The sequence below is a fragment of the Paenibacillus tyrphae genome (assembly GCF_024158745.1).
GTDB classification, from domain to species: Bacteria; Bacillota; Bacilli; order Paenibacillales; family NBRC-103111; genus Paenibacillus_G; species Paenibacillus_G tyrfis_A.
In genome coordinates, this window is the sequence record NZ_JAMZAW010000011.1 from 145894 (window position 1) to 171234 (window position 25341).

26 protein-coding genes are annotated in these 25341 nt (G+C 54.1%); 21 read left to right on the forward strand and 5 right to left on the reverse strand.

Annotation, left to right across the window (positions count from 1 at the left end; all coding sequences use genetic code 11):
- The 7 genes from thiI to NI000_RS17930 all read left to right on the forward strand — a co-directional run bounded on the left by thiI (position 1) and on the right by NI000_RS17930 (position 5735).
- Positions 1-1215 (forward strand): tRNA uracil 4-sulfurtransferase ThiI, encoded by a 1215-nt coding sequence (gene thiI, locus NI000_RS17900; protein ID WP_253412838.1) that lies wholly within the window; start codon positions 1-3, stop codon positions 1213-1215.
- 64 nt (positions 1216-1279) lie between these two features.
- Positions 1280-1948 carry a TerC family protein gene (locus tag NI000_RS17905; protein ID WP_253412839.1) on the forward strand — a complete coding sequence of 223 codons (669 nt, stop codon included), beginning with the start codon at positions 1280-1282 and terminating at the stop codon, positions 1946-1948.
- Positions 1949-2173: 225 nt separating this feature from the next.
- Entirely contained in the window at positions 2174-4015 is a 1842-nt protein-coding gene (gene typA / locus NI000_RS17910) for a translational GTPase TypA (RefSeq protein ID WP_054971868.1), read from the forward strand.
- 78 nt (positions 4016-4093) lie between these two features.
- On the forward strand, positions 4094-4366 hold the full coding sequence (locus NI000_RS17915; RefSeq protein ID WP_036677256.1) for a YlaH-like family protein: 273 nt from the start codon (positions 4094-4096) through the stop codon (positions 4364-4366).
- Positions 4367-4395: 29 nt separating this feature from the next.
- Positions 4396-4860 (forward strand): hypothetical protein, encoded by a 465-nt coding sequence (locus NI000_RS17920; RefSeq protein ID WP_253412840.1) that lies wholly within the window; start codon positions 4396-4398, stop codon positions 4858-4860.
- A gap of 6 nt (positions 4861-4866) precedes the next feature.
- On the forward strand, positions 4867-5142 hold the full coding sequence (locus NI000_RS17925; RefSeq protein ID WP_253412841.1) for a hypothetical protein: 276 nt from the start codon (positions 4867-4869) through the stop codon (positions 5140-5142).
- A gap of 140 nt (positions 5143-5282) precedes the next feature.
- The gene (locus NI000_RS17930; protein ID WP_253412842.1) at positions 5283-5735 is read left to right on the forward strand and encodes a pyridoxamine 5'-phosphate oxidase family protein; all 453 of its coding nucleotides are present in this window, start codon (positions 5283-5285) and stop codon (positions 5733-5735) included.
- Positions 5736-5806: 71 nt separating this feature from the next.
- On the opposite strand, the gene NI000_RS17935 is transcribed toward NI000_RS17930, so the two are convergent.
- Positions 5807-6334, reverse strand: coding sequence for a YhcN/YlaJ family sporulation lipoprotein (locus NI000_RS17935; protein WP_253412843.1), 528 nt, complete (start codon positions 6332-6334; stop codon positions 5807-5809).
- Positions 6335-6440: 106 nt separating this feature from the next.
- Between NI000_RS17935 and NI000_RS17940 the strand changes: the two genes are divergently transcribed.
- The gene (locus tag NI000_RS17940) at positions 6441-7775 is read left to right on the forward strand and encodes a PhoH family protein (protein WP_253412844.1); all 1335 of its coding nucleotides are present in this window, start codon (positions 6441-6443) and stop codon (positions 7773-7775) included.
- Between the two features lie 76 nt (positions 7776-7851).
- On the opposite strand, the gene NI000_RS17945 is transcribed toward NI000_RS17940, so the two are convergent.
- The 3 genes from NI000_RS17945 to NI000_RS17955 all read right to left on the reverse strand — a co-directional run bounded on the left by NI000_RS17945 (position 7852) and on the right by NI000_RS17955 (position 10606).
- Entirely contained in the window at positions 7852-8406 is a 555-nt protein-coding gene (locus tag NI000_RS17945) for a hypothetical protein (protein WP_253412845.1), read from the reverse strand.
- A 42-nt stretch (positions 8407-8448) separates the two neighbouring features.
- A complete protein-coding gene (locus NI000_RS17950; protein ID WP_253412846.1) occupies positions 8449-9564 on the reverse strand; it encodes a hypothetical protein in 1116 nt (371 codons plus the stop codon).
- A 97-nt stretch (positions 9565-9661) separates the two neighbouring features.
- Positions 9662-10606 carry a hypothetical protein gene (locus NI000_RS17955; protein ID WP_253412847.1) on the reverse strand — a complete coding sequence of 315 codons (945 nt, stop codon included), beginning with the start codon at positions 10604-10606 and terminating at the stop codon, positions 9662-9664.
- Between the two features lie 89 nt (positions 10607-10695).
- On the opposite strand from NI000_RS17955, the gene NI000_RS17960 reads away from it, so the two are divergent.
- Positions 10696-11823 carry a class I SAM-dependent methyltransferase gene (locus NI000_RS17960; RefSeq protein ID WP_253412848.1) on the forward strand — a complete coding sequence of 376 codons (1128 nt, stop codon included), beginning with the start codon at positions 10696-10698 and terminating at the stop codon, positions 11821-11823.
- Between the two features lie 59 nt (positions 11824-11882).
- Here NI000_RS17960 and NI000_RS17965 read toward each other — a convergent pair whose 3' ends face one another.
- The gene (locus tag NI000_RS17965) at positions 11883-12113 is read right to left on the reverse strand and encodes a DUF2626 domain-containing protein (RefSeq protein ID WP_010491888.1); all 231 of its coding nucleotides are present in this window, start codon (positions 12111-12113) and stop codon (positions 11883-11885) included.
- Between the two features lie 300 nt (positions 12114-12413).
- On the opposite strand from NI000_RS17965, the gene NI000_RS17970 reads away from it, so the two are divergent.
- The 12 genes from NI000_RS17970 to NI000_RS18025 all read left to right on the forward strand — a co-directional run bounded on the left by NI000_RS17970 (position 12414) and on the right by NI000_RS18025 (position 25225).
- On the forward strand, positions 12414-13064 hold the full coding sequence (locus tag NI000_RS17970) for an RsfA family transcriptional regulator (RefSeq protein WP_253412849.1): 651 nt from the start codon (positions 12414-12416) through the stop codon (positions 13062-13064).
- Positions 13065-13199: 135 nt separating this feature from the next.
- Positions 13200-14183 carry a ketopantoate reductase family protein gene (locus NI000_RS17975; protein WP_253412850.1) on the forward strand — a complete coding sequence of 328 codons (984 nt, stop codon included), beginning with the start codon at positions 13200-13202 and terminating at the stop codon, positions 14181-14183.
- A gap of 27 nt (positions 14184-14210) precedes the next feature.
- Complete coding sequence (locus NI000_RS17980) at positions 14211-14615, forward strand: DUF3397 domain-containing protein (RefSeq protein WP_253412851.1); 405 nt, start codon at positions 14211-14213, stop codon at positions 14613-14615.
- A gap of 13 nt (positions 14616-14628) precedes the next feature.
- Positions 14629-14802: a hypothetical protein gene (locus NI000_RS17985; protein WP_253412852.1), complete on the forward strand. Its 174-nt coding sequence runs from the start codon at positions 14629-14631 to the stop codon at positions 14800-14802.
- 293 nt (positions 14803-15095) lie between these two features.
- Positions 15096-16760: a peptide ABC transporter substrate-binding protein gene (locus NI000_RS17990; RefSeq protein WP_253412853.1), complete on the forward strand. Its 1665-nt coding sequence runs from the start codon at positions 15096-15098 to the stop codon at positions 16758-16760.
- 247 nt (positions 16761-17007) lie between these two features.
- Positions 17008-17943 (forward strand): ABC transporter permease, encoded by a 936-nt coding sequence (locus tag NI000_RS17995; RefSeq protein WP_253412854.1) that lies wholly within the window; start codon positions 17008-17010, stop codon positions 17941-17943.
- Positions 17943-18857, forward strand: a complete 915-nt coding sequence (locus NI000_RS18000) for an ABC transporter permease (RefSeq protein WP_253412855.1) — start codon at positions 17943-17945, stop codon at positions 18855-18857. The genes NI000_RS17995 and NI000_RS18000 overlap by 1 nt, the downstream gene beginning before the upstream one ends.
- A 16-nt stretch (positions 18858-18873) precedes the next feature.
- Entirely contained in the window at positions 18874-19899 is a 1026-nt protein-coding gene (locus NI000_RS18005) for an ABC transporter ATP-binding protein (protein WP_253412856.1), read from the forward strand.
- Positions 19896-20852: an ABC transporter ATP-binding protein gene (locus NI000_RS18010; RefSeq protein WP_253412857.1), complete on the forward strand. Its 957-nt coding sequence runs from the start codon at positions 19896-19898 to the stop codon at positions 20850-20852. Before NI000_RS18005 ends, NI000_RS18010 begins: the two co-directional genes overlap by 4 nt.
- Before the next feature lie 167 nt (positions 20853-21019).
- Positions 21020-22657 carry a bacillithiol biosynthesis cysteine-adding enzyme BshC gene (gene bshC / locus NI000_RS18015; protein ID WP_253412858.1) on the forward strand — a complete coding sequence of 546 codons (1638 nt, stop codon included), beginning with the start codon at positions 21020-21022 and terminating at the stop codon, positions 22655-22657.
- 37 nt (positions 22658-22694) lie between these two features.
- Complete coding sequence (locus NI000_RS18020; protein ID WP_253412859.1) at positions 22695-23960, forward strand: adenosylhomocysteinase; 1266 nt, start codon at positions 22695-22697, stop codon at positions 23958-23960.
- A gap of 161 nt (positions 23961-24121) precedes the next feature.
- A complete protein-coding gene (locus tag NI000_RS18025) occupies positions 24122-25225 on the forward strand; it encodes a DUF4349 domain-containing protein (protein WP_253412860.1) in 1104 nt (367 codons plus the stop codon).
- Positions 25226-25341 lie beyond the last annotated feature (116 nt).

A 25341-nucleotide genomic window follows, 5' to 3' on the forward strand; every position in this document is an offset into this window, starting at 1 on the left:
ATGACACCGCAACAGGTCGTCCTCCGTTTGGGGGAATTGACGCTTAAAGGACGCAACCGCCACCGGTTCGAGCAAGCGGTTTTGCAGCAGCTGAAACGGGTATTGCGTCCTTGGGGAGCCATCAAGTATGAAAAAGAATTCGGGCGGATCACGCTGCATTTGAACGGTACGCCTTACGAAACGGTGCGCGAGCCGCTGAAGACGGTATTCGGCGTTACGTCGTTCAGTCCTGTGCTTACGACTGAACTGGAGCTTGCGCGCGTGCAGGAAACGGCGCTCTTGGCGATGCAGGCCATGGACCCGCCGCCGCAGACGTTCAAAGTCAGCGTGCGCCGCGTGAACAAAAGCTTCCCGCACGATTCGCAAGAGATGAACCGGCTTGTCGGAGGCTATGTCTTAAGGGCGATGCCCGACCTGAAAGTGGACGTGCACCGGCCGGAAGCGGAGCTGAAAGTCGAGCTTCGCGAACGGCAAGCGCTCGTGTACAGCCAAGTGGACCGGGGCGCCGGCGGGTTCCCGCTCGGTACGAACGGCAAAGCGGTGCTTATGCTGTCTGGAGGCATCGATAGTCCGGTAGCGGGATATTTGGCCATGCGCCAAGGGCTGGCGGTTGAAGCTGTCCATTTTCACAGCTATCCTTATACCAGCGAAAGATCGCAAGAGAAAGTGAAGGAATTGGTCCGGAAGCTGGCCGTATATGCCGGGCCGATCAAGCTGCACATGGTGCCATTCACCGGCGTGCAGACCAAGATTCACGAAGCGTACCGGGAAAATCTGCTGATTACGGTACTGCGCAGAGCCATGATGCGGATCGCAGAGAAGCTTGCCGAGGCGAACGGGGCGGGTGCGATCGTGACCGGGGAAAGCTTGGGACAAGTGGCCAGCCAAACGCTGGCCAGCATGAATGCCATCGGCCGGGCCGTGCACCTTCCGCTGATCCGTCCGCTCGTTTGTATGGAAAAACAGGAAATTATCCGCCTCGCCGAGGCGATCGATTCATACGAAGTGTCCATTTTGCCTTATGAGGATTGCTGCACGTTGTTTTTGCCGCCAAGTCCGAGCACCAACCCGAACTTGAAGGTTGTCGAAAGCATCGAAGCGGGAATGCCCTGGCTGCAGGAAGAAATGGATGAAGCGGTGCGTAATACGGAAACCCTATGGATAGATACGGACCGTCGGACGGAACAAGAAGATCGATTCTCCTCTTTTTTCTAAGCTTATCCTATGCCATCGTTCGCCGGACTCCAGATCGAATTGAATGAGATGGAGGGTAACGACAATGCTGGATTGGTTCATTTTGTTTCTCCAAATTATGCTGATCAATATCGTGCTGAGCGGCGACAATGCGGTCGTCATTGCTTTGGCGAGTAAAAATTTGCCTTCGCATCAGCGAAAGCAGGCGATTTGGTGGGGGGCTTTCGGGGCGATCGCCCTTCGGGTCGTGCTGACTGTCATTGCCGTCTATGTCTTGAAGGTGCCGTTCATTCAAGCCCTTGGCTCGGTGCTGCTGCTGTGGATTGCCATCAAGCTGCTGATCGATGAAGAGGATCATTCCAACGTGAAGCAGGCGGCTACCCTAGGCAAAGCGGTAAGCACGATTATTTTGGCCGATTTCGTCATGAGCCTCGATAACGTATTGGCCATTGCGGCCAAAGCGAAGGGAGAGGTCGGGGTAATCATTCTCGGGATCGGGCTTAGCATTCCGATTATCGTCTGGGGAAGCACCCTGGTCGTCAATTTGCTGAAGCGGTACCCCATTTTCGTTTATTTGGGAGCGGGCATTCTTGGCTATACCGCAGGGGAAATGTTTATCGCCGACGAAAAGCTGGCAACCCGACTGCTTGGGGATATTTCGCATTATGTGCTGCCGATCGTCACGACCTTGATCGTACTTGCGTCCGGCGTGCTTAAGAAATGGGTGTTCCGGCCGCGGCAGCGGCATACCTAGAAGGCTGGCAGGCTATCGGAACGCCGCTTTTCAGCCATGAAAAGGCATTGTAAATAATCGGTTAATCCCGCAATCTATCTTGCGTTTTGCGGCATCTGCACGTATAATAAAGTGTGAATTGTAGCGTCGGCGCTTACGTCCGACGCTACTTTTGTGAACGGGCTGCGCTCCGGCAACAAGGAGCACGACATTGAGCCAAATTCAAAGAGAGGATTTTGAGACTACATGCATTCGAGAGACAAAATTCGTAATATCGCCATCATCGCCCACGTCGACCACGGCAAAACAACGCTGGTGGATAAGCTGCTTCAGCAATCCGGAACGTTCCGGGAGAACGAGGCGGTGCAGGAACGCGCCATGGACTCGAACGATATCGAACGGGAACGCGGCATTACCATTTTGGCGAAAAATACGGCCATCCAATACAAAGACTTCTTGATCAATATCGTCGATACTCCGGGCCACGCCGACTTCGGCGGCGAAGTGGAACGGATTATGAAAATGGTCGACGGTGTATTGCTTGTCGTCGACGCCTTCGAAGGAACGATGCCGCAGACGAAGTTTGTGCTGCGCAAAGCGCTGGAACAGCATTTAACGCCGATCGTCGTCGTCAATAAAATCGACCGTCCGAACGCCAGACCGGCCGAAGTGGTCGATGAAGTGCTCGATTTGTTCATTGAGCTGGGAGCGGACGACAATCAGCTTGACTTCCCGGTCGTTTACGCATCGGGTCTTATGGGAATGTCCAGCTTGGATCCGGAAAAGCTGGGCGAAAACATGCAGGCGCTCTACGATACGATCGTCAGCCACATTCCGGCGCCGACCGAGAACGTCGAGGAGCCTTTGCAATTCCTTGTCACGCTGATGGATTATAACGAGTACTTGGGCCGGATCGCCATCGGCCGCGTAAACCGCGGAACGGTGCGACAAGGTCAGCCGATTGCGGTCATCAACCGCGAAGGGCAAGTGAAGCAGGCGCGCGTCGAGAAGCTTTTCGGCTTCCAGGGCTTGAAGCGCATCGAGATCGAAGAGGCAGGTGCGGGAGATATCATCGCGATCTCCGGAATCAAGGACATCAACATCGGAGAAACGCTGGCCGATCCGGCGAACCCGGAAGCTCTGCCGGTGCTCAAGATCGACGAGCCGACACTGCAGATGACGTTCCTCGTCAATAACAGCCCATTTGCAGGCCGTGAAGGAAAATGGGTAACGAGCCGCAAGCTGCGCGAGCGTCTGTTCAAAGAGCTGGAAACCGACGTCAGCCTTCGTGTCGACGAAACGGACAGCCCCGACGCGTTTATCGTATCCGGCCGCGGCGAGCTGCATCTCGGCATTTTGATCGAAAATATGCGCCGCGAAGGATTCGAGCTGCAAGTATCGAAGCCGGAAGTCATCATTCGCGTGATCGACGGCCAAAAAATGGAGCCGATCGAGCGTCTTATTATCGATTTGCCGGAAGACAGCATGGGCTCCGTTATGGAAAGCCTCGGTACGCGTAAAGCCGAGATGGTCAATATGATCAACAATGGCTCCGGCAACGTTCGTCTGGAGTTTCTCATTCCGGCCCGCGGCTTGATCGGGTACCGGACCTACTTCCTGACGCTAACCCGCGGCTACGGCGTTATGAACCATGCGTTCGACAGCTACGGTCCGTATGCGGGCAGCGGCGTGGGCGGACGTCATGAAGGTGTGCTGATCTCAAGCGAGACAGGTACTTCCACGTTCTATGGTATGCTATCGGTCGAAGACCGCGGTACGCTGTTCCTGGAACCAGGCACGGAGGTCTACGAAGGCATGATCGTTGGCGAGCACAACCGCGATAACGACATCATCGTAAACATTTGCAAAGAAAAACAGTTGACGAACGTCCGTTCGGCAACGAAAGAAGATACGGTCAAAATGAAAACGCCGCGGCTCTATTCGATGGAGCAGGCGCTCGAATATTTGAATGACGACGAATATTGCGAAATTACGCCGAAATCGATTCGCCTTCGCAAAAAAATATTGAACAAAGGCGAGCGCGAACGTTTCGAAAAGCAGCGTAAAATGGCGGAAGCCAACGCTTAATTTAACTTAATAAAGAAGACGCGGGAAAGCTCTGAGCAATCGGAGCTTTCTTTGCAAGTCTACATAAGGAGGATTCCGATGCTCGAATGGTTGAGGGCGCATCCGTTTGTGACATGGATCATCATCTTCGTGCTGATTACTTACGTGTACAATAAAGTATTCAAGACGCGGAAGCTGCCGATTCTGAAAGACGCTATCATTTACTTAATGCTGGCTCTCGGATCGGGGATGCTGCTGTTCTTTCAACTGGCGGGGCTGCCGATCGTGCTCAGCCTGACTGTAGCGGTCGTCCTGATGCTCATGGTTCGGATTCGTTACTACGTTCAGGACCGGGAAAACCGCAAATCGTAAGGGCTTGGCCCGATGGAGGTGCTTGGCTGATGTCGGACTTCTGGTTAGTCCCCTTGTCGTGGGACGGGGAAACGGCTCTGCTCGGCGGAGACAGGCTTCTACTTGAGCCTGAGAACCTCAGGATGCGTTTTCTGGAAGCGATGGGACGAATCCACCCGCGGCTGCTGATGATGTTCAAAGCGCATTTGCTGCCGGAGGATGAGTCGGGCGAGGTTTGTGGGGCGGAGGAGCTGCCGTTTGCACTCGTGCAATCCGGCGACATTCGATTGTCCGTCGTTGCAGAGCCTTCGGAGACTATGGCTGTTGCGGATGCGCTGCCGACTTGGCGTCTGTCCCATTGTGCCGAAGCGTATTTGAACCGGATGCTGACGGCGCGGGAAGCGGCTGAGCTGCTCCGGCAAGCCGAAGCCGAACCGGAAGCGGGGCAATGGCTGAATGCCATGCGGACATGGACGGCAGACGGCCGTCAAGTGATTTTGCTGAGAGAGGACTGAGGGCTTGTGAATTTACAGGATGCGGTGTTCAATTGGCTGCAGATCAGCATTGTGGCGGAGGCCCGGCCGGACGACGCGGCAGCATCGGAAACGAGAGATTTTTTCGAAACGATCCTGCGGGAGGACCATCATCTCGAACGGTTCGTCTGTACGGCTGACGAAGAGACCTATACCGTAGAGTACGAAGAAGCGGGGGGTGCGCGCCATACGAAAAGGTTCGACCGAGAGCTCGCCGAACAGCTTTTAACGGACATTAACTCGAATCCGAAATACAATGATTGACATATAACCCCGGACGGCGAGATACAATAAAGTATCATTGTCCGAAGGGAGTGTCCGTGATAACTGCTGGTAGCTGTTACCTAACCCGTATGCTATAATGGTCTTAGAATCGGAGACAAACCTTTACAGGAGGGGAACCTATGGCCGAAACGATCACAGCCTTATCGGAACAGCTCTTCGATCTACTCCAAAAAGATTCGTTTGCTCTCTTAAGCACGATCGATCATGAAACCGGTTCGCCTGCGACAAACGCCATTTCGTGGCTATTCGCTAAAGACCAGACGACGGTTCGTTTTGCGGTCGACCAGCGTTCGCGCATTTTGACGAACATCAAGCAGCGTGCGCATGTGAATTTGACGGTTATCGGCGCCGGCTCCGTCTTCGTGATTTACGGAAGCGCGCGTCAGGTTGCCGAAGCTCTTGACGGGGTTCCGTTCAAGCTGGCTTGCTATGATATTGACATTGCCTCGGTGCGCGATGCGATGTTCTACGGAGCGCGCATTTCCGTTGCGCCTGAATATGAAAAAACGTACGACAAGCGTGCCGCTGAGAAGCTGGACACGCAGGTGTTCGACGCAATGCAAAAAGCCTAAGACCGTTTGCCGTCCTAGGCTTTTTTTCCACCTCAAAAGACCGTTACAGTTTGCTGCCTGGAACTTGCGGATTACCTTTGACCGGGTGGCTGCGATTGCAGCGGATTCACGTCACGCGGCATCTGCGGAACGATTCTGCCGATAATGGCCGCCATTTCCTCGGCGAAGCCGTTGATCGGCCTGCCGTTCATCGCTTGCTGCCTGATGTTCCACAAGCGCTGGTTTAAATCCATATCCGCGGTTACAAGCGCATCCACTCCGTACGGATCTTTTTTGAGCGCCTCCGCGACAGACAGCTTGATCGTTCCGACTTTCGCGCGATCCATTGCAGGCGGGACGTTGATTCCCACGACGGCCGTATTGCCGAAGACGACGCAATTGGCGCTCTCCACATTCGGCACGCTGACGGCGATTTGCTCCAGCCTGTTGGCCACGGAGCGGGGGTCCTGAATTTCTTTTTTCTGCGGTGCCGTTTGCTTCACTTGTACTTGCCGGTTCGAATCGGCGCTCTGCGAGGGGGCAGCTCCATTTTTTGGTGCTTGGTTACATCCTGACACGACAGCGGACAACATCAAGAGGGTCGCGACAAACAATTTCATCAGCAATCGTCCTTTCTTTTCGTCATCGGCTTTGGCTAGTTTGTCCTGACGGGAAAATTCCTATGTATTGAGCCGAACCAAACACCGAACCTGGGAGGGACTCATGATGAAAAAAATTTATGTGCTGGACACCAATGTGCTGTTGCAGGATCCGAACGCGATCTATGCTTTTGAAGATAACGATATTATTATTCCGGCGGTCGTATTGGAGGAAATCGACTCCAAGAAACGCAACGCCGACGAATTGGGGCGCAATGCGCGCCAAATCTCCCGGATGCTCGACGGGCTCCGCAGCGACGGCCGGCTGTTTGAAGGTATCGGGCTTCCCGGCGGCGGCAGCTTGAAGGTGGAGCTGAACCATCGGAGCTTCACGAAGCTGCAGGAAGTGTTCGCCGAAGTGACAAATGATAACCGCATTTTGGCGGTGGCACTTAATTATTTGCTCGAAGAGAAGGAAAAATCCGACCCGAAGCCGGTTATTCTGGTCAGCAAGGACGTGCTCGTCCGGATCAAAGCCGACGTCCTGGGCATTACGGCGCAAGATTATTTGACGGACCGGGTCGTTAACGTGGCCGGAGATATTTACACCGGGCTTTTGACCCTGCTGGTGCACCCTTCGGTCATCGACGAGTTTTACACGTACCGCTATTTAAGCATCAATTCGCTGCAGCTCGGCTATACGCTTCATCCGCACGAATTCGTCATCCTGAAAGACGAGATGGGCACCAGCAAGTCGGCGCTGCTTAAAGTGAATGCCGACGGGAAGAAACTGGAGCCGCTTTACCTCAGCAACGATCCGATCTGGGGAATCGCGGCGCGGAATGCCCAGCAGCGGATGGCGCTGGAGCTGCTGCTTAACGACGATATTCCGCTGGTCACGCTGACGGGCAAAGCAGGTACGGGGAAAACGCTGCTGACGCTTGCCGCAGGCTTATTGAAGGTCGAGGACGAAAGAAAGTATAAGAAGCTGCTGATTGCCCGTCCCGTCGTTCCGATGGGCAAGGACATCGGTTACTTGCCGGGAGAAAAAGAAGAAAAGCTGCGGCCGTGGATGCAGCCGATTTACGATAATTTGGAATATTTGTTCGATACGAAAAAGCCGGGCGATATCGATAAAATATTGGCGGGGCTCGGCAGCATTCAAGTCGAGGCGCTGACCTACATCCGCGGGCGGTCCATTCCCGGCCAGTTCATCATCATCGACGAAGCGCAGAACTTGTCCAAGCACGAGGTGAAAACGATCGTTTCCCGCGTCGGCGAGGGCAGTAAAATTGTCCTGCTGGGCGATCCGGAGCAGATCGATCATCCGTATCTAGACGCCTCAAGCAACGGCCTTACGTACGTTGTAGAGCGCTTTAAGGAGCAAGCGATCAGCGGGCACATCATGCTGGAGCGCGGGGAGCGCTCGCATCTGGCGCAGCTTGCCGCCGATCTGCTGTAGGTAGCCTTAGTAAAAAAACGGTGATGCCAACGATACGAAATCTATCGCGGCACCACCGTTTTTTCGTGGAAATGAACTACTCCAGCATCTCCTGTGCTTTACTGTTCCGGCGAATAAATCCATTCCACAACCCCGCCGTAGGCGCGGGCAATGCCTTCCGCAAGCTCGGCCAGCTGGGCTTCGATGGCGAAGGCAGAGCCGTCTCCCGGCTCGGGCCAGGCTGCAAGCAAATGCTCCTCAAGCTGCGCTTCCGCCTGCTGCGGCTCGAAGGCCGCCCGAGCGTACCGTTCGTATCCGTTGCAGGCCTGAGTCGGAATACGGCGACGAGCTCCGCATACAGATAAACGTTCTCCAGGCGGCTGACAAAGCCGTAATCGCCGAAGGCCGGATACGTCGTGACCGGAGCCGGAAGCAGCAGCACGTTTAGCTCCTCGGACGGAATGACGTATTGCTCCAAAATAGGCATAAGCCGCTCCAGCTCTTCCGGGGACGAAAAAATCATCAGCTCCTTGTCGCGGTCGAACAAGGCGGTCTTTCCGGCCAGCGCTTTGACAATCTGGGCATAATAGCCGGCCCGCTTGCCTTCGGGTAGATCCAGGGCTGCCGCATATTTGAGAACGGGCTCCGTCAACGTCTTCACGCTCCTCTTCTTCCGGGGCGGCTCAGCTTAAAGTTATAAGGCCAGTTTCAGCATGATGCTTAACTTTCCTTCCTCCAGCCGGACGCCAGTCACTTGCAAAAACGAGGCGATATTTTGGGGGTAGATCCCCAGATCAAAGCTTTTTTCGAATTCCTCCACTGTGGTGGAGGGCAGGGAAAAGCCGTTGAACTGCATTTCCAGAATCCGAAACCGGATAAACGGTTTGCTTGTTCCGTCGTCCATCGCGGCCATTTCGTAGCTTCCCCGGATCATGACCGCAATATCGCCGTCCTGCCCGGAGGCCGATACTTGATCGGGATAGAAGTGAAACGTCAGATTGCGGAACCGCTCGTTTTTTTTACGCAAAAAGTCATTCAGCTCGCTGTCCGTCATCTGAAACGTATAATTTACCCCGTTCATGACCAGATTGCCGTTCTTGTTCTTGCCACCGCCGGACGTCACCAGCTCGGGAAGCTGCTGCATCGCGCCCGCAAGCGCTTGGAAGTACGTCTTGAACAGCGGGATGCCTTTGTCCTCCCACAGCTTGTTGAGCTCGAGCATCTGCTGCTGAAGCAGCGCCGCCTGCTCCTTGCTATCGGCGAGTTGATCGTTCACTTCTTTCTGGAGCGCGGCAAGCCGTTCCCGCTGCTGCAAGTAACGCTCTTTCGTCCGCTGCAGGGAGGTATGGGCTTCAGCCAGCTCTTTTTTGACCGAGGTCAGCCGCTGCCATGCATCCGTATGACGCTGCAGCGCTTGTTTATCGTTGCGCAGAATCATTTGCAGGTAGTCGAGCACCGAAACCGCATCGGAGAATGAACCTACCGAGAACAGCAGCGCCCAGAGTGAATCGCGGTCGCCCATGTAATAAGAACGGACGACTTTGGCGGCGTGTATTTTCGCCTCGCTTGTGGAATGCTCCGCTTCGCGAATTTGCTGCTCTGCGCTTTGCATCTGTACCTGGAGCTTGATTTCCTGGTCGGTAATGCGGCTTAGCTCTTGATCGATCTCATAGATGGTAAGGCCTTTCTGCAGCAAGCTTCTATCCGCTTGTCCGCTTTCCGCATATGCGGAATAGGGCCACAAGGCGGATAAACATCCGTATACCGAGAAAAGCGCAAGGATAGCCCATTGGCGTATATGCACACGCATGTCCCTCCCGTCCTTTCAACTAAAGATTATCATAGGAATGGGAAAAACATGACAAAAAAATTCCACGGCGCTATGCCATGGAAGGGCTTCCGTCACATTACTTTTTGCCCGCTTGAGGCTTGGGGAGCAATCGTAAAATGTCTTCCGCACGTTTTACCTGCTTCGGCGTTTCTTTCGTAAAGGCAGGCGTCTGATTGATCTCTTGCACCTTGTACGTCCATTCCACGCTGTTTTTCGCATCGTTGCCGCCTTCGACCGAAAAATAAAGCTTTCCGGTTTGCTCGCGGATAAAACCTTGATTGTCGATCAGGATACTTAGCGTCGTAGGAGCTTCGATCTTGATCCGCTCCAGCGAAGTTTTCCACTCTCCGGTTTGTCCCGTTCCGCTCAGTCCGCTGGTCATCAGCTCGTTAAGCACGGACGGCAGGGCGGTGGTGAAATATTTTGCCGCTTCCTGTTTGTTCTTGTCCGTCACCGTAAGCGTAATGCGCTTCGCCGGTTCCCCGTCGGCAAGCTTCTCGTCCTTGCTGCCGGGCTCCAGCCAGTTCGGGTTGACACCTTCCAGCAGCTTGCCGGTCAGGGAAGCGCTCAGCCTTCCGGTGTTTTTGAGCTTGTCCGCTTGCTTGTCCAGCGGCAGCATCAAATATTCGTCCGCCTTTGTAATGGCTGGCATCTGCAGATACATTTTGTTATCTTTAAGAAGAAACGGCAGTTCGATGGGCGAAGCCGCGCCTTTCGGCGTTAGTTTGACCGAGGCTTCCATTCGGACCGGATCTGCCAGCGAAACGAGTCCGCTGTAGTCGAATTTGCTTTCTTTGACCAGGCCTAGCAAAGCGGCAGTTACCGGTTGCGAGCCCGAAAATAAAGAAGCGTCCAGCTTCAGCTCCGCTTCCCCGGCATATCGGTAGCTTTGGATTTGCTCCTGCTTGGCGACCGCTTGCATCAAATCCTGCTTCACCTGCTGATGATCGGTGCAGGCGGACGTGAGCAAAACGGTGCAGCTTATAAGCGCCGCGCAGAAGATGGTTCGTGGTTTCAACAAGGCTCTGCTTCCTCTCCTATTTTTCTCATCCTATTATAGCGAGTAGGGGAAGTTTTGTCTTTAGTAATTTGGCGAGAGGCGGTAGGCGCATGAAAACGGAGCAGGCGAACGATTCCCCGCTGCTGCAAGCGATTCGGGAACAGATTGAAATGCAGCCGGACCGGGCGATTTCGTTCCGGGACTATATGGATTTGTGCTTGTATCATCCGAGCCTGGGCTATTATATGAATTCGAATCGCAAAATCGGCCGGGCGGGCGACTTTTATACGAGCTCTTCGGTCGGCAGCGTGCTAGGCGACATGCTGGCCTCCTACGTTCGGAGCTTTGCGGAAACGCGGAGCGGCGATATTTGCTTAACGGAGTGGGGAGGGGGCGACGGAGCTTTAGCGAGACAAATGCTTGACGCCATCCGAAGCGGCTCTCCCGCGCTGTATGCGCGGCTGCGCTTCATCAGCGTCGAAAAGAGCCCCGTCCACCGGAGCCTTCAATCGGAGGCTCTAGCGCCTCATACGGGGCTTGTGAGCTATGTCACGGCCGAGGAATGGCACGCGGCGGGCCCTTGGCTCAACACGCTGGTATTGTCCAACGAGCTGCCGGACGCCTTTCCGGTGTACCGGATCGTTAGCCGCGAAGCCGGATGGCGCGAAATTCGGGTTGGTTGGGATGACGAACGAAACTGCCTGACGGAGGTGGAAAGCCCGTTATCGGGCGGCGAGCTTGAGGTCTTTATCTGCAAGGAAGCGATTCCGTCGAGAACGGGTCAGCAATTCGAAGTCAATTTGGACGCGCTGCGCTGGCTTCGGGCGGTTGCCGGCAGCTTGGGGAACGGAAGTGTGCTGCTGACGATCGACTACGGGCACGTCAGGGAAGAGCTGTACGCTCCGCATCGGATGAACGGAACGCTGCTGTGTTACCGGAAGCACCAGGCTTCCGATACGCCGCTGCAGTTCCCGGGCGAACAGGATATGACCGCCCATGTCAATTTCAGCGCATTGATCGATGCGGGGAAGGAAGCGGGGCTAGAGCCTTCGGGCCTGCTAAGCCAGAAGCAATTTTTGCTGGAGCAGGGATTGCTTGACGAGCTGAGCGATCATGACGCCCGGGACCCGTTTTCGCCGCAAGCCCGGCGCAATCGGGCCATTCGGCAATTGCTCCTCAGCGACCGGATGAGCGAGCTGTTTAAGGTTTTGATTCAAAAGAAAGGCGAACCGCACTGAAGCTTGCGGTTCGCCTTTCTTGTCTTCGTATTCGCTTACTTTTTTCCGGACTGGCAGGTTTAGATGGACATTTTGAAAAATGACCAGTAGGTAAACCCTGTAAACGAAACAATCATGTACCCCCAAAAAATCAATATGTAGGCACGTTCGGACAATTTCATGTATCCTAACAGCGTGAAAATCGCCGTCTGGGCGAAAAAGATGAGCGCCATCGGAATGAAGTCGCCGGCTAACGCCATGAGCCCGATTACAAGCGTCCAGAAGCCGAGAACGCGAAACATGCGATCCATCCTGTATCCCCCTCTCTTTGGTCACGATCGATATACGTACTATCCAACATTATAGCGAAAGCCTTCCTGCGTGTAAACGCCCAATCCGTGACGAAATTTAGTCAATTTTTTTGCCCTTCGCATAATATCGTTGCCCAAATCCGCCTAAACGATGTATGACTGCCTTGAAAATTGGCAATACAAATTACTAGAAAAGTATTCTATGAACTCTACCATGGGCATAGAGATAAAGTAACGCAGCACTTTATGCATCACGAACATAGATGCGGATGAACCTATAGGGGTTAGGAGGACGGCTTGATGACGGCAATCAGACAAGACGCTTGGAGCGAGGAAGACGATTTGATATTGGCGGAGGTGACGTTAAGACATATTCGCGAAGGCAGCACGCAGCTGTCCGCTTTTGAGGAAGTGGGCGAAAAAATAGGTAGAACTGCGGCCGCTTGCGGTTTCCGCTGGAACAGCTTCGTCCGCAAGAAATACGAGGCGGCGATTCAGATCGCCAAAGCGCAGCGCCAAAAAAGGAATCAGCACCGCAAGCATGCGAGCGCGTTCGCATCCGTTGCGGGCAGCGGCATGGGCGGCCCTTTGGTCTCGGAAGGCGCAGTGCGCAGCGACGGGATCGTGGAAGAATTGTCGATCGACGCCGTTATCCGCTTCCTGCGGCAGTGGAAAGGAAGCTATCAGGAAATGGTGCGGCACGTAAGGCAGCTTGAGAAGGAACTGAACGACAAGCAGGATGAGCTTGAGCGGCTTCGCACTCTTAACGACGAACTTAGTCGGCAGGTTAGCGACGTTTCGACCGATTATCGCGTCGTGAACGACGATTACAAAGCGCTTATCCAGATTATGGACCGGGCCCGCAAGCTTGCTTTTCTGGCAGAGGAAGAAGAGGAAAGCAAAACCCGCTTTAAAATGGATGAAAACGGGAATCTGGAACGGATCGAATAACCGGAACCGTCTCATAAAAAGGGAGAAACCCCCGAATCGGGCTGCCATGAGCACCCGTTCCGGGGTTTTGTGCGTGTCCCGCCATTTTTTGCTATGATAGACTGAACAAACTTTTACACGCACGGGGGAGAGACAATGGGCCGTTTTACGGTGATTGGCGCAGGGGCGCTCGGAACGTTGTTCGCGGTCAGACTATCCGAAGCGGGGTACGAGGTAGAGGTCGTCGTCCGCCGTACCGAGCGGCAAGCTGAAATCGAAGCTGCCGGACTGCGCTTGATCGATGCCGTTTCCGGATCGAAAGATCAAAGCGCTCGGGCAGTGATTACGGCTTTTCCCCGCGTTCGTCTGTGGGGGGGAAAGGAAACGTTCGGGGGAAAGGACGGGAGCGGGCCGCATTTTATCCTGCTAGCCTTAAAACAGTCTGCCATAACCCGGGAGCTCGGGCTCGAACTAGGTCGGCGCATGGACCCCTCGACATGGATCGTCTGCTTGCAGAACGGCATCGGGCATCTGGAGACGCTGGCGGCGCATGTACCGGCGGAACGGCTGCTTTCGGCCGTGACGACGGAAGGCGCGATGATCTCCGCCGCCGGGGAAGCCGTTCATACGGGGCGCGGCATGACCTGGATAGGCGCAGTTGGAGGGGAAGGGGCCGAAGTCTCGGAAATCGCGCAAAAAAATCTGGTTTATTGGCTGGAATTGGCAGGATTTAGCGCATCCATGTCGAAAAACATCTCTAGCCGCATTTGGCAAAAGCTTCTTATCAATGCCGTCATCAATCCGCTGACCGCCTTGCTGGGGGTACCGAACGGCGAGCTTCTGACTTTGCCGGGAACCGGAGAGCTGATGCGTGCTTTGTACGAGGAAGGCGTTGCTCTGGCGCGTGCGCTTGACATCCGGCTGGAGCCGGATCTGTGGGAGCAGCTGCTGGAGGTATGCCGGCGGACCGCAAACAACCGGTCCTCCATGCTTCAGGACATTACGGCTGGCCGTCTTACGGAAATCGACGCCATTACGGGAGGATTGCTGCGGGAGGCGGATCGTGGCGGAATAGCGCTTCCGACGCATCTTACCGTATACCGGCTGATCAAGGCGGCGGAAGCCGGGCGCCGGCTCTGACGGCCGAACATTATTGATTGAAATCGGGTGATACGCTTGAGTGCACTGTTTGGATGGCTGCAGCAGCTTTATACGTTTCTTGCAATCGTTCCGTTCGTAGCTTTTTTCATCGTATGGGTTGCCGTTTACTATTATACGAAAGACAAGCGCAAAGCCACGCATCTCAGCATGGATATCACCACGTTGTTTCTTATCGGCTCCGTTGCGTCTATGAGCCGGAATTTATTCGATTCGGGAATGCTGCTGTGGACGATCGTGCTGCTGTTTCTCGTTGCCGCCGGCTTGCTTGGAAATATGCAAAACCGGGTTAAGGGAAAGATCGATTTGATCAAAATCGCCAGAACGCTGGGACGGCTTGGCTTTGTGCTGCTGACGGCCTGCTATGTTCTCCTGCTGTTCATCGGCATCGGCAAATATATGATCAACTCGTAAAAGAGATGAAGAAATGCGCGTACATCATTTGATGGAAGACATCGTGCGGGGCTGCCTGAAAGAATTGATGCAGGGCCGTAAGCATCTGGCCGATCTGTCAGAGACACGCAAAGCGACAAGACGGCTGCTGCCTTGGACCGGATTCCGCCCAAGTACGTCTCGACGAATAAAATGCTGCCATTTTTGAGAGTCTAACCCAAAAGGCTCTTTATTTTTTTGTGATTAAACTACGAAAAGTGATATAATAATACTAAATACTACAAAAAATGGTCGAAAACAAAAAATAACACTAGATTTTATTAACCCCTGGTTGTATAATTTCTATTTGGTAACGGTTACATCCAAGAGGGTCTTTACTTTTCCGCTGGAATCTTATATCATCAAAGGGTGTCATGTTAGGTGTGAATTCTATGTCATGTTATATAACACGACAGGAATTAACATATATTTACATAAATTAAAAAGGAGGAAGTCAATCTTATGAAGTATAACAAGCTTCTCGTCCTGGCATCGGTTACCGCTATGCTTGGCACAACCGTTGCGGGTTGCTCGGGCAACACGGATAACAAACAACAAGCGGGGGGCACAGACAATAAAAAAGCTCCGGCTCAAGAAATTAGAATCAACCTTGCGGCAGAACCGCCAGCAATCGACAGCTCCGTCGCTACGACGAACCCTTCCTTTACGATTCTTAACGCGGTGAACGAAGGTCTGTACCGTCTGGATGCGGAAGGCAAGCCGCAACCGGGTCTTGCGAAAGAGCTTCCGAAAATTTCCCCGGATGGCCTCGTATATACCATCACGCTTCGCGACGGTTTGACATGGGCTGACGGCTCGCCACTGAAAGCAAGCGATTTTGTATGGGCTTTCCAACGTACGTTGGACCCGGCTACAAAAGCAAAATACGCTACTATGCTTTCCTGGATCAAAGGCGGCGTTGCATTAAATAAAGCGAAGCCGGAAGAAGTGGAAGCGAAGAAAGCCGAGCTCGGCGTAAAAGCAAAAGACGACAAGACGCTTGAAATTACGCTGGAAAGACCGGTTGCCTTCTTCACCGACCAATTGGCTATGCCGCTCTTCTTCCCGCAAAAGCCGGATTTTGTCAAAGCGCAAGGCGACAAAAACGGCGCCGACGCCGACAAAATTATCGGTGCGGGTCCGTTCAAAATGGAAAAATGGGATCACGAGCAGCAAATCGTACTCGTTAAAAACGACAAGTACTGGGATGCTGCAAACGTGAAACTGAACAAAGTAACCGTCAACGTGGTGAAAGACGCCAACACGGCTCTTAACATGTACGAAACGGACCAAGTCGACCTGACAGAGCTTCGCGGCGAGCAGGCTAAAGCTTACCAAGGCAAGCCGGACTTGACGCTGAAGAAAGAATTCGTAACAGGCTACCTGATGTTCCACAACTCCAAATTCCCGGCGTTTGCCAATGTGAAAATTCGTCAGGCTCTCGGCATGGCGATTGACCGCAAAGCTTACAACGAAGTTGTCAACGGCGGAATGTCCATCCCTTCGACAGGTCTGGTTCCGGTAACCGTTCTTGATGGCAACAAGCAGGAATTCCGCAAAGCGGCCGGCGATACTCAAGCTCCGTTCGATGTGGCGAAAGCGAAGCAGCTTTTGGCTGAGGGCTTGAAAGAGCTGAATATGACTTCTCTGCCGAAGTTCAAGCTGACGGCTGACGATACCGAAGGCGCGAAAAAGACGATTGAGTTCATCCAAGCTCAATGGAAGCAGAACCTCGGGGTTGACGTCGACGGCGAGCCGCTGCCATTCGCACTGCGCGTGAAAAACATGCAGGAAAACAACTTTGACGCGCTGTTCGCACTGTGGGGCGCCGACTACAACGATCCGATGACATTCCTTGACATGTGGTTGTCCGACAACAAATCCTTCAACTATGTAGCATACAACAGCAAAGCGTATGACGATCTGGTCAAAGGCGCAGACAAAGAAGTCGACTTGGTGAAACGTTCGAAAATGCTGGTCGATGCCGAGAAGCAACTGATGGCCGATCTTCCGATTTCTCCGCTCTACTTCCGTACGAGACCTTACGCGAAGAAACCGAACGTAGAAGGCCTGATTTTGCCGCCTATGTCCAAAGAGTGGGAACTTAAATGGGTTTCCATTAAGTAATCCGTTTCTCCCGATGAACCATAGTAAGTAGTGGCTGATTCGTCAACGAGGGGGCCGTTCTGATCTTTGGAACGGCTCCGATTTTTTCTGTACGAAATTGCCCTCTGTTCGGAGGAAGCGGAGCTGCTTCGCAAACATAGTCTTGTCTTGGATCGGTCTATGCTTGCGAAGCAGTTCGGCTGTTTCCAATCGAGCCTTTTCGAGCCTTGCTGCTTGTCCTTGTTTGAATTAGTTCAGGAGGTGTACCATGCTTCGCTATTTGCTGCGTCGTTTGGGTTATATGGTAATTACCTTGTGGTTGGTTGTTACCTTCACATTTGTGTTGATGAAAAACTTGCCAGGGGACCCGTTCGGGGAAGATTCGCAAAAATTGACGATTGAGCAAAGAAAACTGCTCTATGCTCAATACGGTTTGGATCAACCGATTTGGAAGCAGTACCTGAAATACATGAATAACGTGATCCACGGCGATTTGGGCGTGTCCTTCCAGTTCCCGACGCGCAAAGTCACGGACATTATTCACCAAGCGTTTCCGGCTTCGCTGGAGCTCGGCTTGTGGGCGCTCGCGATTGCCATTACGGTAGGATTGGTTCTTGGCATTATTGCAGCTCTGAATCATAACAAAGGCCTTGATGTCACGGCGATGTTCACGGCAATTGTCGGTATCTCGATTCCATCCTTCGTTCTTGGGCCTTTGCTGTCTTATTTTGTCGGGGTGAAGCTGGGCTGGCTGCCTCCGGGGATGTGGACAGGGGCGTCATCCAGGATACTGCCTTCCATCGCCTTATCGTTCGGTACGATTGCCATCCTTGCCCGGCTCATGCGGACGTCTATGCTGGACGTGCTGAATCAGGACTACATCAAAACGGCGAAGGCCAAAGGCCTGTCCCAGCCGGCCATCGTTCTTAAGCATACGATCCGCAATGCGATCCTTCCGGTTGTTACGGTTCTGGGTCCCGTATTTGTCGGTCTGATCACCGGTACGCTGATTGTAGAGCAAATTTTCGTCGTACCGGGATTAGGTAAGCACTTTGTTCAATCCATTTATTCCAACGACTACACCATGATTACAGGATTGACCATTTTCTATGCGTTTATTCTTGTCATCGTGCTCTTTATTACCGATGTTGTTTACGGTTTGATTGACCCGCGCATTCGTTTGGTTAAGGGAGGTAGCAAGTAATGCAGATGTCCAAAGACCTGTTCCAGCCGGTTGTCCGAGAGCAAGTCGGCCGGGAAGCTGTCGTCCGCCCTTCCATGAACTATTGGCAGGATGCGTGGAGAAGGCTCAAGAAAAACAAGCTGGCCATGTTCGGCATGACAACGCTTGTCATCTTGATTTTGCTCGCTACGTTCGGACCGATTTTTTCGAGTTACGACTACGCGACGCAAAACTACGATATCAAAAACTTGCCGCCTTCCGGAGAGCACTGGTTCGGAACCGACGATTTCGGCCGCGACCTGTGGGTGCGCGTATGGTGGGGAACACGGATTTCACTCGCAATCGGGATTATTGCTGCGCTGCTAGACCTCGTATTCGGAGTTATTTACGGGGGCGTTTCGGCCTACTACGGAGGCCGGGTGGACGATATCATGCAGCGTATTATCGAAATCATTCACTCCATCCCGTTTCTGTTGATCTCGATCTTGCTGATCATCGTTATCGGACCTGGTTTCATGACGATCATCATCGCTTATGCCATTACCGGTTGGGTGCCAATGGCGCGGCTGGTCCGCGGTCAAGTTCTGACTTTGAAGGAGCAAGAGTACGTGCTGGCGGCCAGAACGCTGGGCGCAGGAGGCGCGCGCATTATTTTCCGCCATTTGGTACCGAATGCGCTTAGCTTGATTATCGTACAAATTACGTTTATCGTGCCTTCGGCCATTTTCGTCGAAGCGTTCCTGAGCTTTATCGGTCTCGGAATCCGCGTACCGCTTGCTTCGCTCGGTTCGCTGTTGTCTGACGGTGCCAACTCGATTCGTTATTTCCCGCATCGGGTTATTTTCCCGACGATTGTTTTCAGCTTGATCCTGATGAGCTTCAACCTGCTCGGTGACGGCCTTCGCGATGCGCTCGATCCGAAGATGAGGAAGTAAGGAGGGTGCCCAAATCATGAGCAAAAATATATTGGAGGTTCGCGACCTCAAAGTATCGTTTCGCACCTATGCCGGTGAAGTGCAAGCCGTTCGCGGCGTTTCCTTCGACCTCAAAAAAGGGGAAGTGCTCGCTATTGTAGGCGAATCCGGCTGCGGCAAATCGGTTACGGCCCAAACGATTATGCGGCTCATTCCGACGCCTCCGAGCATAATCAAGAGCGGATCGATCAAATTCGACGGCAAAACGGAAATTACCAAAATTTCAAATAAAGAAATGGAAAAAATCCGCGGTTCCGAAATGGGGATGATTTTCCAGGACCCGATGACTTCGCTTAACCCGACGATGACGATCGGGAAACAGATCGCCGAAGGGCTCATTAAGCATCAGGGTTTAAGCGCAAGCGACGCACGGAAGCGTGCAGTCGAGATTTTGAAAATGGTCGGCATTTCCAATCCGGAAGGCCGGATCAGCCAATATCCTCACGAATTTTCCGGTGGGATGCGCCAGCGTGTCATGATTGCCATCGCTCTTGCCTGCAATCCGAAACTGCTTATTGCGGACGAGCCGACAACGGCGCTTGACGTGACGATCCAGGCGCAAATTATCGAACTGATGAAGAAGTTGTCCGAGCAGACGCACGCCTCGATTATCGTGATTACGCATGACCTCGGGGTCGTTGCGGAGATGGCGCAGCGCGTCATCGTCATGTACGCCGGCAAAGTCGTGGAGCAGGGCACCGTAGACGAGCTGTTTTACGATTCGAAACATCCGTATACATGGGGCTTGCTTCGTTCCGTTCCACGTCTGGACCAGGACAAGGACGGCGAATTGGTGCCGATTCCGGGAACGCCGCCGGACTTGTTCGCCCCGCCGAAAGGCTGCGCTTTTGCAGCGCGTTGTCCTTACGCCATGAAAGCCTGTCTGGAAGTCGATCCTGAGCATACGAAGCTTTCCGAGACGCATTCGGCGGCCTGCTGGCTCCTGCATCCCGATGCGCCTAAAGTTGAGCGACCTGTAGAAGCTGGAGGTGCGGCACGATGAAGGGCAATCCGATTTTGGAAGTACGCGATTTGCAAAAACACTTTCACTTGGGCGGCGGCAAGACGTTAAAAGCCGTCGACAAGCTTAATATTTCGATCGCCCGGGGCGAAACGTTCGGCCTGGTAGGCGAGTCCGGCTGCGGCAAGTCGACAGCCGGACGGACAATCATCCGCCTTTATGAAGCGACGAGCGGCGAAGTGCTGTTCAATGGCGAGAATGTGCATAAGCTGCGCGGAAACAAGCTGCAAGAGTTCCGCCGTCATATGCAGATGGTATTCCAAGATCCGTACGCTTCCTTGAACCCGCGGATGACGGTTGGCAACATTATTGCCGAAGGACTCGACATTCATGGTCTTGCTGACGGCAAACAGCGCAAGCAGCGCGTTAGCGAGCTGCTTGATGCGGTGGGCCTGAACGAGGAGCATGCGAGCCGCTTCCCGCACGAATTTTCGGGCGGACAGCGTCAGCGGATCGGCATTGCCCGGGCGCTGGCGATCGAGCCTCAGTTCATCATTGCGGACGAGCCGATCTCCGCGCTGGACGTATCCGTTCAGGCGCAGGTCGTCAACCTGTTCAAGAAGCTGCAAAAAGAGCGCGGTCTGACCTACTTATTCATCGCGCACGATCTTGCGATGGTGAAGCATATTTCCGACCGTATCGGCGTTATGTATCTCGGCAAGCTGGTCGAGGTAACGACTTCCGAGGAGCTGTATGCGAATCCGCTGCATCCTTACACGCAATCGCTGTTGTCCGCAATCCCGATTCCGGACCCGGAGGTAGAGCGTACTCGCGAGAGGATCATTTTGGAAGGCGAAATTCCAAGCCCGCTGAACCCGCCGAGCGGTTGTCCGTTCCGTACACGTTGCCCGAAGGCGATGCCGGAATGCGCGGCCAGCATGCCGGAGTTCAAAGAAGTCCAACCCGGTCATTTTACGGCCTGCCATTTATATTAACCTTGAAAGCCTCTGCATGTGCAGGGGCTTTTTAAGTATAACGAAACGATCCGTATCAGTTTCCCCCACCTTTTGACGATTTCCCGGATCACGTGTAAAATAGTAATGCTCATGTTATTTACAAACCGGAAGCGACTTACATTTTAAAAGGAAGGGTGGCGGGCGGATTGCAGGTAGAAATAATGCAGTGGGATTCCGGCCAACCTTTGGCAGGCGATTATTCGGACCGTTTCGAAAAAGTAAGCGCGTTTTTCGATTACAATCCTTCGGATGCCGACTGTTGGGAGGCGCGTGCGGCTTGGATCGACCGCGAGCGGATTCATGGAGCTGATCGCCAGCGGCTTGCGGAAACGCTGTACCGGTTCAACGAACGGGCGGGGGCTTCGCCGGAAGCGCTTCGTTCGATCGAGCTGCTTAAGGATTCCCGAACACTGTGTATCGTAGGAGGCCAGCAGGCCAGTTTGTTTACCGGACCGCTGCTCGTTATATACAAGGCGATTACGCTGATTAGGGCGGCCCGCGAAGCTTCGGAGAAGCTGGGTCGGCCGGTGGTGCCGGTATTTTGGATTGCCGGGGAAGATCATGATTTTGATGAAGTAAACCATGTGGCGGTTCTGACGGCGGATCAGCAGCTCCAGAAGATCAAGCTGCAGCATCCGACCGGCTTGCGCACCTCCGTCAGCCGGACGCCAATCTCGCCGGAGCAGTGGGGCGAGGCGTTGGCTGCCTTTGAACAGACGCTTATGCCTACGGAGTTCAAAGAGGGGTTGATGGAAGCGCTGCGCTCGTCGATCGACGGGGCCGTCTCCCTGACGGACAGCTTTGCGCGCCTCCTCTCCGCTTGGTTCGGACGGGACGGGCTTGTGCTGGTCGATTCGGACGCCCCGGAGCTGCGGCGGCTCGAAAGCCCGATGTTCCGCCGATTGACGGAGCAAAGCGGTTCGATTAACGAAGCGCTGCTGCAGGGGCAAGAAAAGCTGCAGGCAGTGGGATATGTACCGCAGGCGGACGTTGCTGGCAACGGCGCGAACTTATTCGTCTTCGACGAACAGGGCGAACGCATCCTGCTTTACGCGGACGCAGAAGGCGGCTACACGGACCGCAAGGGGGAACGCCGCTTCGGCCGGGAGCAGCTTTTGCAGTGGGCGGAGGAGGCCCCGGAGCGGCTGAGCAACAACGTGATGACGCGACCGCTGATGCAGGACTATTTATTCCCCGTACTCGGAACCGTATTGGGACCTTCGGAGATCGCTTATTGGGCGCTGACGCGCGAAGCGTTTCATACGGTGGGCATGCGGATGCCGATCGTTCTTCCTCGTCTGGGCTTCACCCTTGTGGAAGGCACGATCCAGAAAAACATGCAGAAGTACGGGCTTGCCATCGACGATGCGCTGTACCGCTTGGATGAGAAGCAGCAGGCGTGGCTTCGGGAGCAAGACCAGCTTCAACTCGAAGCTCGCTTTGCCGAGGTGAAAGAGCAATTTCGCGCCAGCTACGAGCCGTTGATCGGAGCGATAGCCGCCATCAATCCCGGATTGCAAAAATTAGGCGAAACGAATCTGGGGAAAATTATCGAGCAAATCGATTTCTTGCAGCACAAAGCGGATGACGGCCTTCGTGCGCAGTATGAGGCAGGGCTTCGGCAATTCGCCCGCATCGGGCTCTCCGTGCTGCCTGACGGCAAGCCGCAGGAGCGGGTGTATAATCCGCTCGCGTATTTGAACAAATACGGCGACGGCTGGATGAGGGAACTCGTGGAAGTGCCTTTGCCACTGGACGGGAAGCATCGTATATGTTACATGTAATACGTAGAGAATTCATGATCCAAGGAGGACGTTACCGATGGCAAGTACGATCGACCGCAGCATTATCCGCGACATTGCGCTCGCGCCGGAAGGACATTTGAAGATCGATTGGGTGAACGCTCACATGCCGGTGCTTAACCGCATCCGCGAGCAATTCGAGAAGGAACAGCCGTTTAAAGGGCTGAAAGTCGCCATATCGCTTCACTTGGAAGCCAAAACGGCCTATTTGGCCAAAGTGGTTCAAGCCGGCGGCGCCGAAGTAACCATTTGCGGCAGCAATCCGCTGTCCACGCAGGACGACGTATGCGCGGCGTTGGTAGAGGACGGCATCACGGTATTCGCGAAGTACAACCCGGAGCCAAAGGAATACAAGGAGCTGTTGATCAAGACGCTTGAAACCGAGCCGGATCTGATCATTGACGACGGCGGAGATTTGGTAACCATTCTCCACTCCGAGCGCAAAGATCTGCTGAAAAACGTGCGCGGGGGCGCGGAAGAAACGACGACGGGCATTCTTCGCCTGAAATCGCTGGAGAAGGACGGCCAGCTCCAATTCCCGATGGTTGCGGTCAACGACGCGTTCTGCAAATACTTGTTCGATAACCGTTACGGTACGGGCCAATCCGTTTGGGACGGCATCAACCGGACGACGAACCTCGTCGTTGCGGGGAAAACGGTCGTCGTCGTCGGCTACGGCTGGTGCGGCAAGGGCGTGGCAATGCGCGCCAAAGGGCTCGGCGCCAACGTCATCGTGACGGAAATCGACGCCATCAAAGCGGTTGAAGCTTACATGGACGGCTTTGCGGTCATGCCGATGAGCGAAGCGGCCAAGGTGGGCGATTTCTTCGTAACGGTAACGGGCAACCGGGACGTCATCCGCGGGGAGCATTACAAAGTCATGAAGGACGGAGCCATCCTGTCCAACGCCGGTCACTTCGACGTGGAAGTAAACAAGCCGGAGCTGGAGGCCATGGCCGTATCCGTACGGACGGTTCGCCGCAACATCGAAGAGTACACGCTTCAAGACGGACGCAAATTTTACATTTTGGCTGAAGGACGTCTTGTCAACCTGGCTGCAGGCGACGGGCATCCGGCGGAAATCATGGACATGACGTTCGCACTTCAGGCGATGTCTCTGAAGTACGTGAACGAGAACTACAAGCAAATCGGCCGCAAGGTCGTCAACGTGCCTTACGAGCTGGATGAGCAGGTGGCCCGCTTCAAGCTGGCTTCGCTCGGCATCGGCATCGACACGCTGACCGAAGAGCAAAAAGCATACTTGGACAGCTGGGCGGAGCATTAATCCGCATCCGGCTATCGAATCTCCCTTTGATGCAGCAGTGTCAAAGGGAGATTTTTTTGTTGAGAGTTGTCATAAAATTGAAACAATGGAAAACCTCTTCGCGTCTAGGGAATAACGCAGCGTTCAGCGGCTGTGGGTCAGACAAAGAAGGGGGAGGCAATATGCGAAAAGTAGGGGAAGGGACTGCGCCGAAGCAGCGCTTGCTGCGGCAGGTGCGTGGAGCCGGGGCGGTTCTGCTGCTGGCCGGATGGCTTGCAGGCTGCAATGCCGTTTCATCCGATTCGACGGCTTCGGAAAAGTTGCCTGTCGGCGATCAGAAAATGGCGCAAAATGGCGGCGCAGAATCGCGTGCAAGCAAAGAAAGTCCTGCTGGCTCACCAGGCCAGGCGGCCGATTCGAATGCAGCGAAGCCTGCCGCAGGCGCAAGTTTGACGGGAGAAACGGCGCCTGAGACATCCGAGGCGTTCAACCGCAAAATCATCTACAAAGCAAATTTGGTCATGCAGGTGGATAAGTATCAAGAGGCGCAAGCGAAAATACACGAGGCGGTCAAGCAGTCGGGCGGCTACATTTTGCAGTTCAACGAGAATGCTTCTACTTTGGAAAAAAGCGGTACATTCGTCATCAAGGTACCGGCGACCGGCTTCCAATCGCTGCTGGCGCTGCTTGAACAGATTCAGCCGACGATGCAGAAAAACTTGCAGGGTCAGGATGTGACGGAGGAGTATGTCGATCTCGCCGCGCGTTTGAAAGCAAAGCAGGTCGTAGAGAGCCGGCTGATCGCTTTTATGGAAAAGGCTGCGAAAACCGACGAGCTGCTTGCTTTCTCCAACGAGCTTGGCAAGGTTCAGGAAGAAATCGAGCGAATTAAAGGGCGTATGCGGTACTTGGAGCAAAACGTAGCCATGTCGACCATCGAGCTGAAGCTGACGCAAAAAACTAGCTCCGCCGAGGTTATTCAGGCGCGCGGTCAGGAGCCGCTAGGGCAGCGGGCGGCAGAAGCGTTGAGCGGAACTTTGGCGGTACTCGGCGTTTTGCTTCAGTGGTTGTTCGTGTTTATGGCGGGGGCGCTCCCGGTAATCCTGCTGTTGATGTTGATCGGCATTCCCGTCTGGCTCCTGCGCAAACGGCGCAAGGAGAAGCTGGTGGACATTCGTGCGCGGCTGGCCGGGGACCCGCCGCCTGAGGCGCGGCCGTTCGAGCGTTCGTCCCTTCCGGAGCAAGCCGGGGAGAATACGGAACCGCCCCGGGACAAAACAGAATAACCGAAAAAAATCCTGCGGTCGTCTATTGACGAAGCAGGATTTTTTGTTAACGTGACGAATCATTACTGTACAAGTGGTGGAAAGTGGGGTAAAGTGGAGGAAAGGGGGTGGCGAGT

Bases quoted from the DNA above. Each gene is read 5' to 3' on its own strand.
- thiI (WP_253412838.1), top strand. From the start codon at position 1: ATGACACCGCAACAGGTCGTCCTCCGTTTGGGGGAATTGACGCTTAAA.
- NI000_RS17905 (WP_253412839.1), top strand. From the start codon at position 1,280: ATGCTGGATTGGTTCATTTTGTTTCTCCAAATTATGCTGATCAATATC.
- typA (WP_054971868.1), top strand. From the start codon at position 2,174: ATGCATTCGAGAGACAAAATTCGTAATATCGCCATCATCGCCCACGTC.
- NI000_RS17915 (WP_036677256.1), top strand. From the start codon at position 4,094: ATGCTCGAATGGTTGAGGGCGCATCCGTTTGTGACATGGATCATCATC.
- NI000_RS17920 (WP_253412840.1), top strand. From the start codon at position 4,396: ATGTCGGACTTCTGGTTAGTCCCCTTGTCGTGGGACGGGGAAACGGCT.
- NI000_RS17930 (WP_253412842.1), top strand. From the start codon at position 5,283: ATGGCCGAAACGATCACAGCCTTATCGGAACAGCTCTTCGATCTACTC.
- NI000_RS17935 (WP_253412843.1), bottom strand. From the start codon at position 6,334: ATGAAATTGTTTGTCGCGACCCTCTTGATGTTGTCCGCTGTCGTGTCA.
- NI000_RS17940 (WP_253412844.1), top strand. From the start codon at position 6,441: ATGAAAAAAATTTATGTGCTGGACACCAATGTGCTGTTGCAGGATCCG.
- NI000_RS17950 (WP_253412846.1), bottom strand. From the start codon at position 9,564: ATGCGTGTGCATATACGCCAATGGGCTATCCTTGCGCTTTTCTCGGTA.
- NI000_RS17960 (WP_253412848.1), top strand. From the start codon at position 10,696: ATGAAAACGGAGCAGGCGAACGATTCCCCGCTGCTGCAAGCGATTCGG.
- NI000_RS17965 (WP_010491888.1), bottom strand. From the start codon at position 12,113: ATGGATCGCATGTTTCGCGTTCTCGGCTTCTGGACGCTTGTAATCGGG.
- NI000_RS17970 (WP_253412849.1), top strand. From the start codon at position 12,414: ATGACGGCAATCAGACAAGACGCTTGGAGCGAGGAAGACGATTTGATA.
- NI000_RS17975 (WP_253412850.1), top strand. From the start codon at position 13,200: ATGGGCCGTTTTACGGTGATTGGCGCAGGGGCGCTCGGAACGTTGTTC.
- NI000_RS17985 (WP_253412852.1), top strand. From the start codon at position 14,629: ATGCGCGTACATCATTTGATGGAAGACATCGTGCGGGGCTGCCTGAAA.
- NI000_RS17990 (WP_253412853.1), top strand. From the start codon at position 15,096: ATGAAGTATAACAAGCTTCTCGTCCTGGCATCGGTTACCGCTATGCTT.
- NI000_RS17995 (WP_253412854.1), top strand. From the start codon at position 17,008: ATGCTTCGCTATTTGCTGCGTCGTTTGGGTTATATGGTAATTACCTTG.
- NI000_RS18000 (WP_253412855.1), top strand. From the start codon at position 17,943: ATGCAGATGTCCAAAGACCTGTTCCAGCCGGTTGTCCGAGAGCAAGTC.
- NI000_RS18005 (WP_253412856.1), top strand. From the start codon at position 18,874: ATGAGCAAAAATATATTGGAGGTTCGCGACCTCAAAGTATCGTTTCGC.
- NI000_RS18010 (WP_253412857.1), top strand. From the start codon at position 19,896: ATGAAGGGCAATCCGATTTTGGAAGTACGCGATTTGCAAAAACACTTT.
- NI000_RS18020 (WP_253412859.1), top strand. From the start codon at position 22,695: ATGGCAAGTACGATCGACCGCAGCATTATCCGCGACATTGCGCTCGCG.
- NI000_RS18025 (WP_253412860.1), top strand. From the start codon at position 24,122: ATGCGAAAAGTAGGGGAAGGGACTGCGCCGAAGCAGCGCTTGCTGCGG.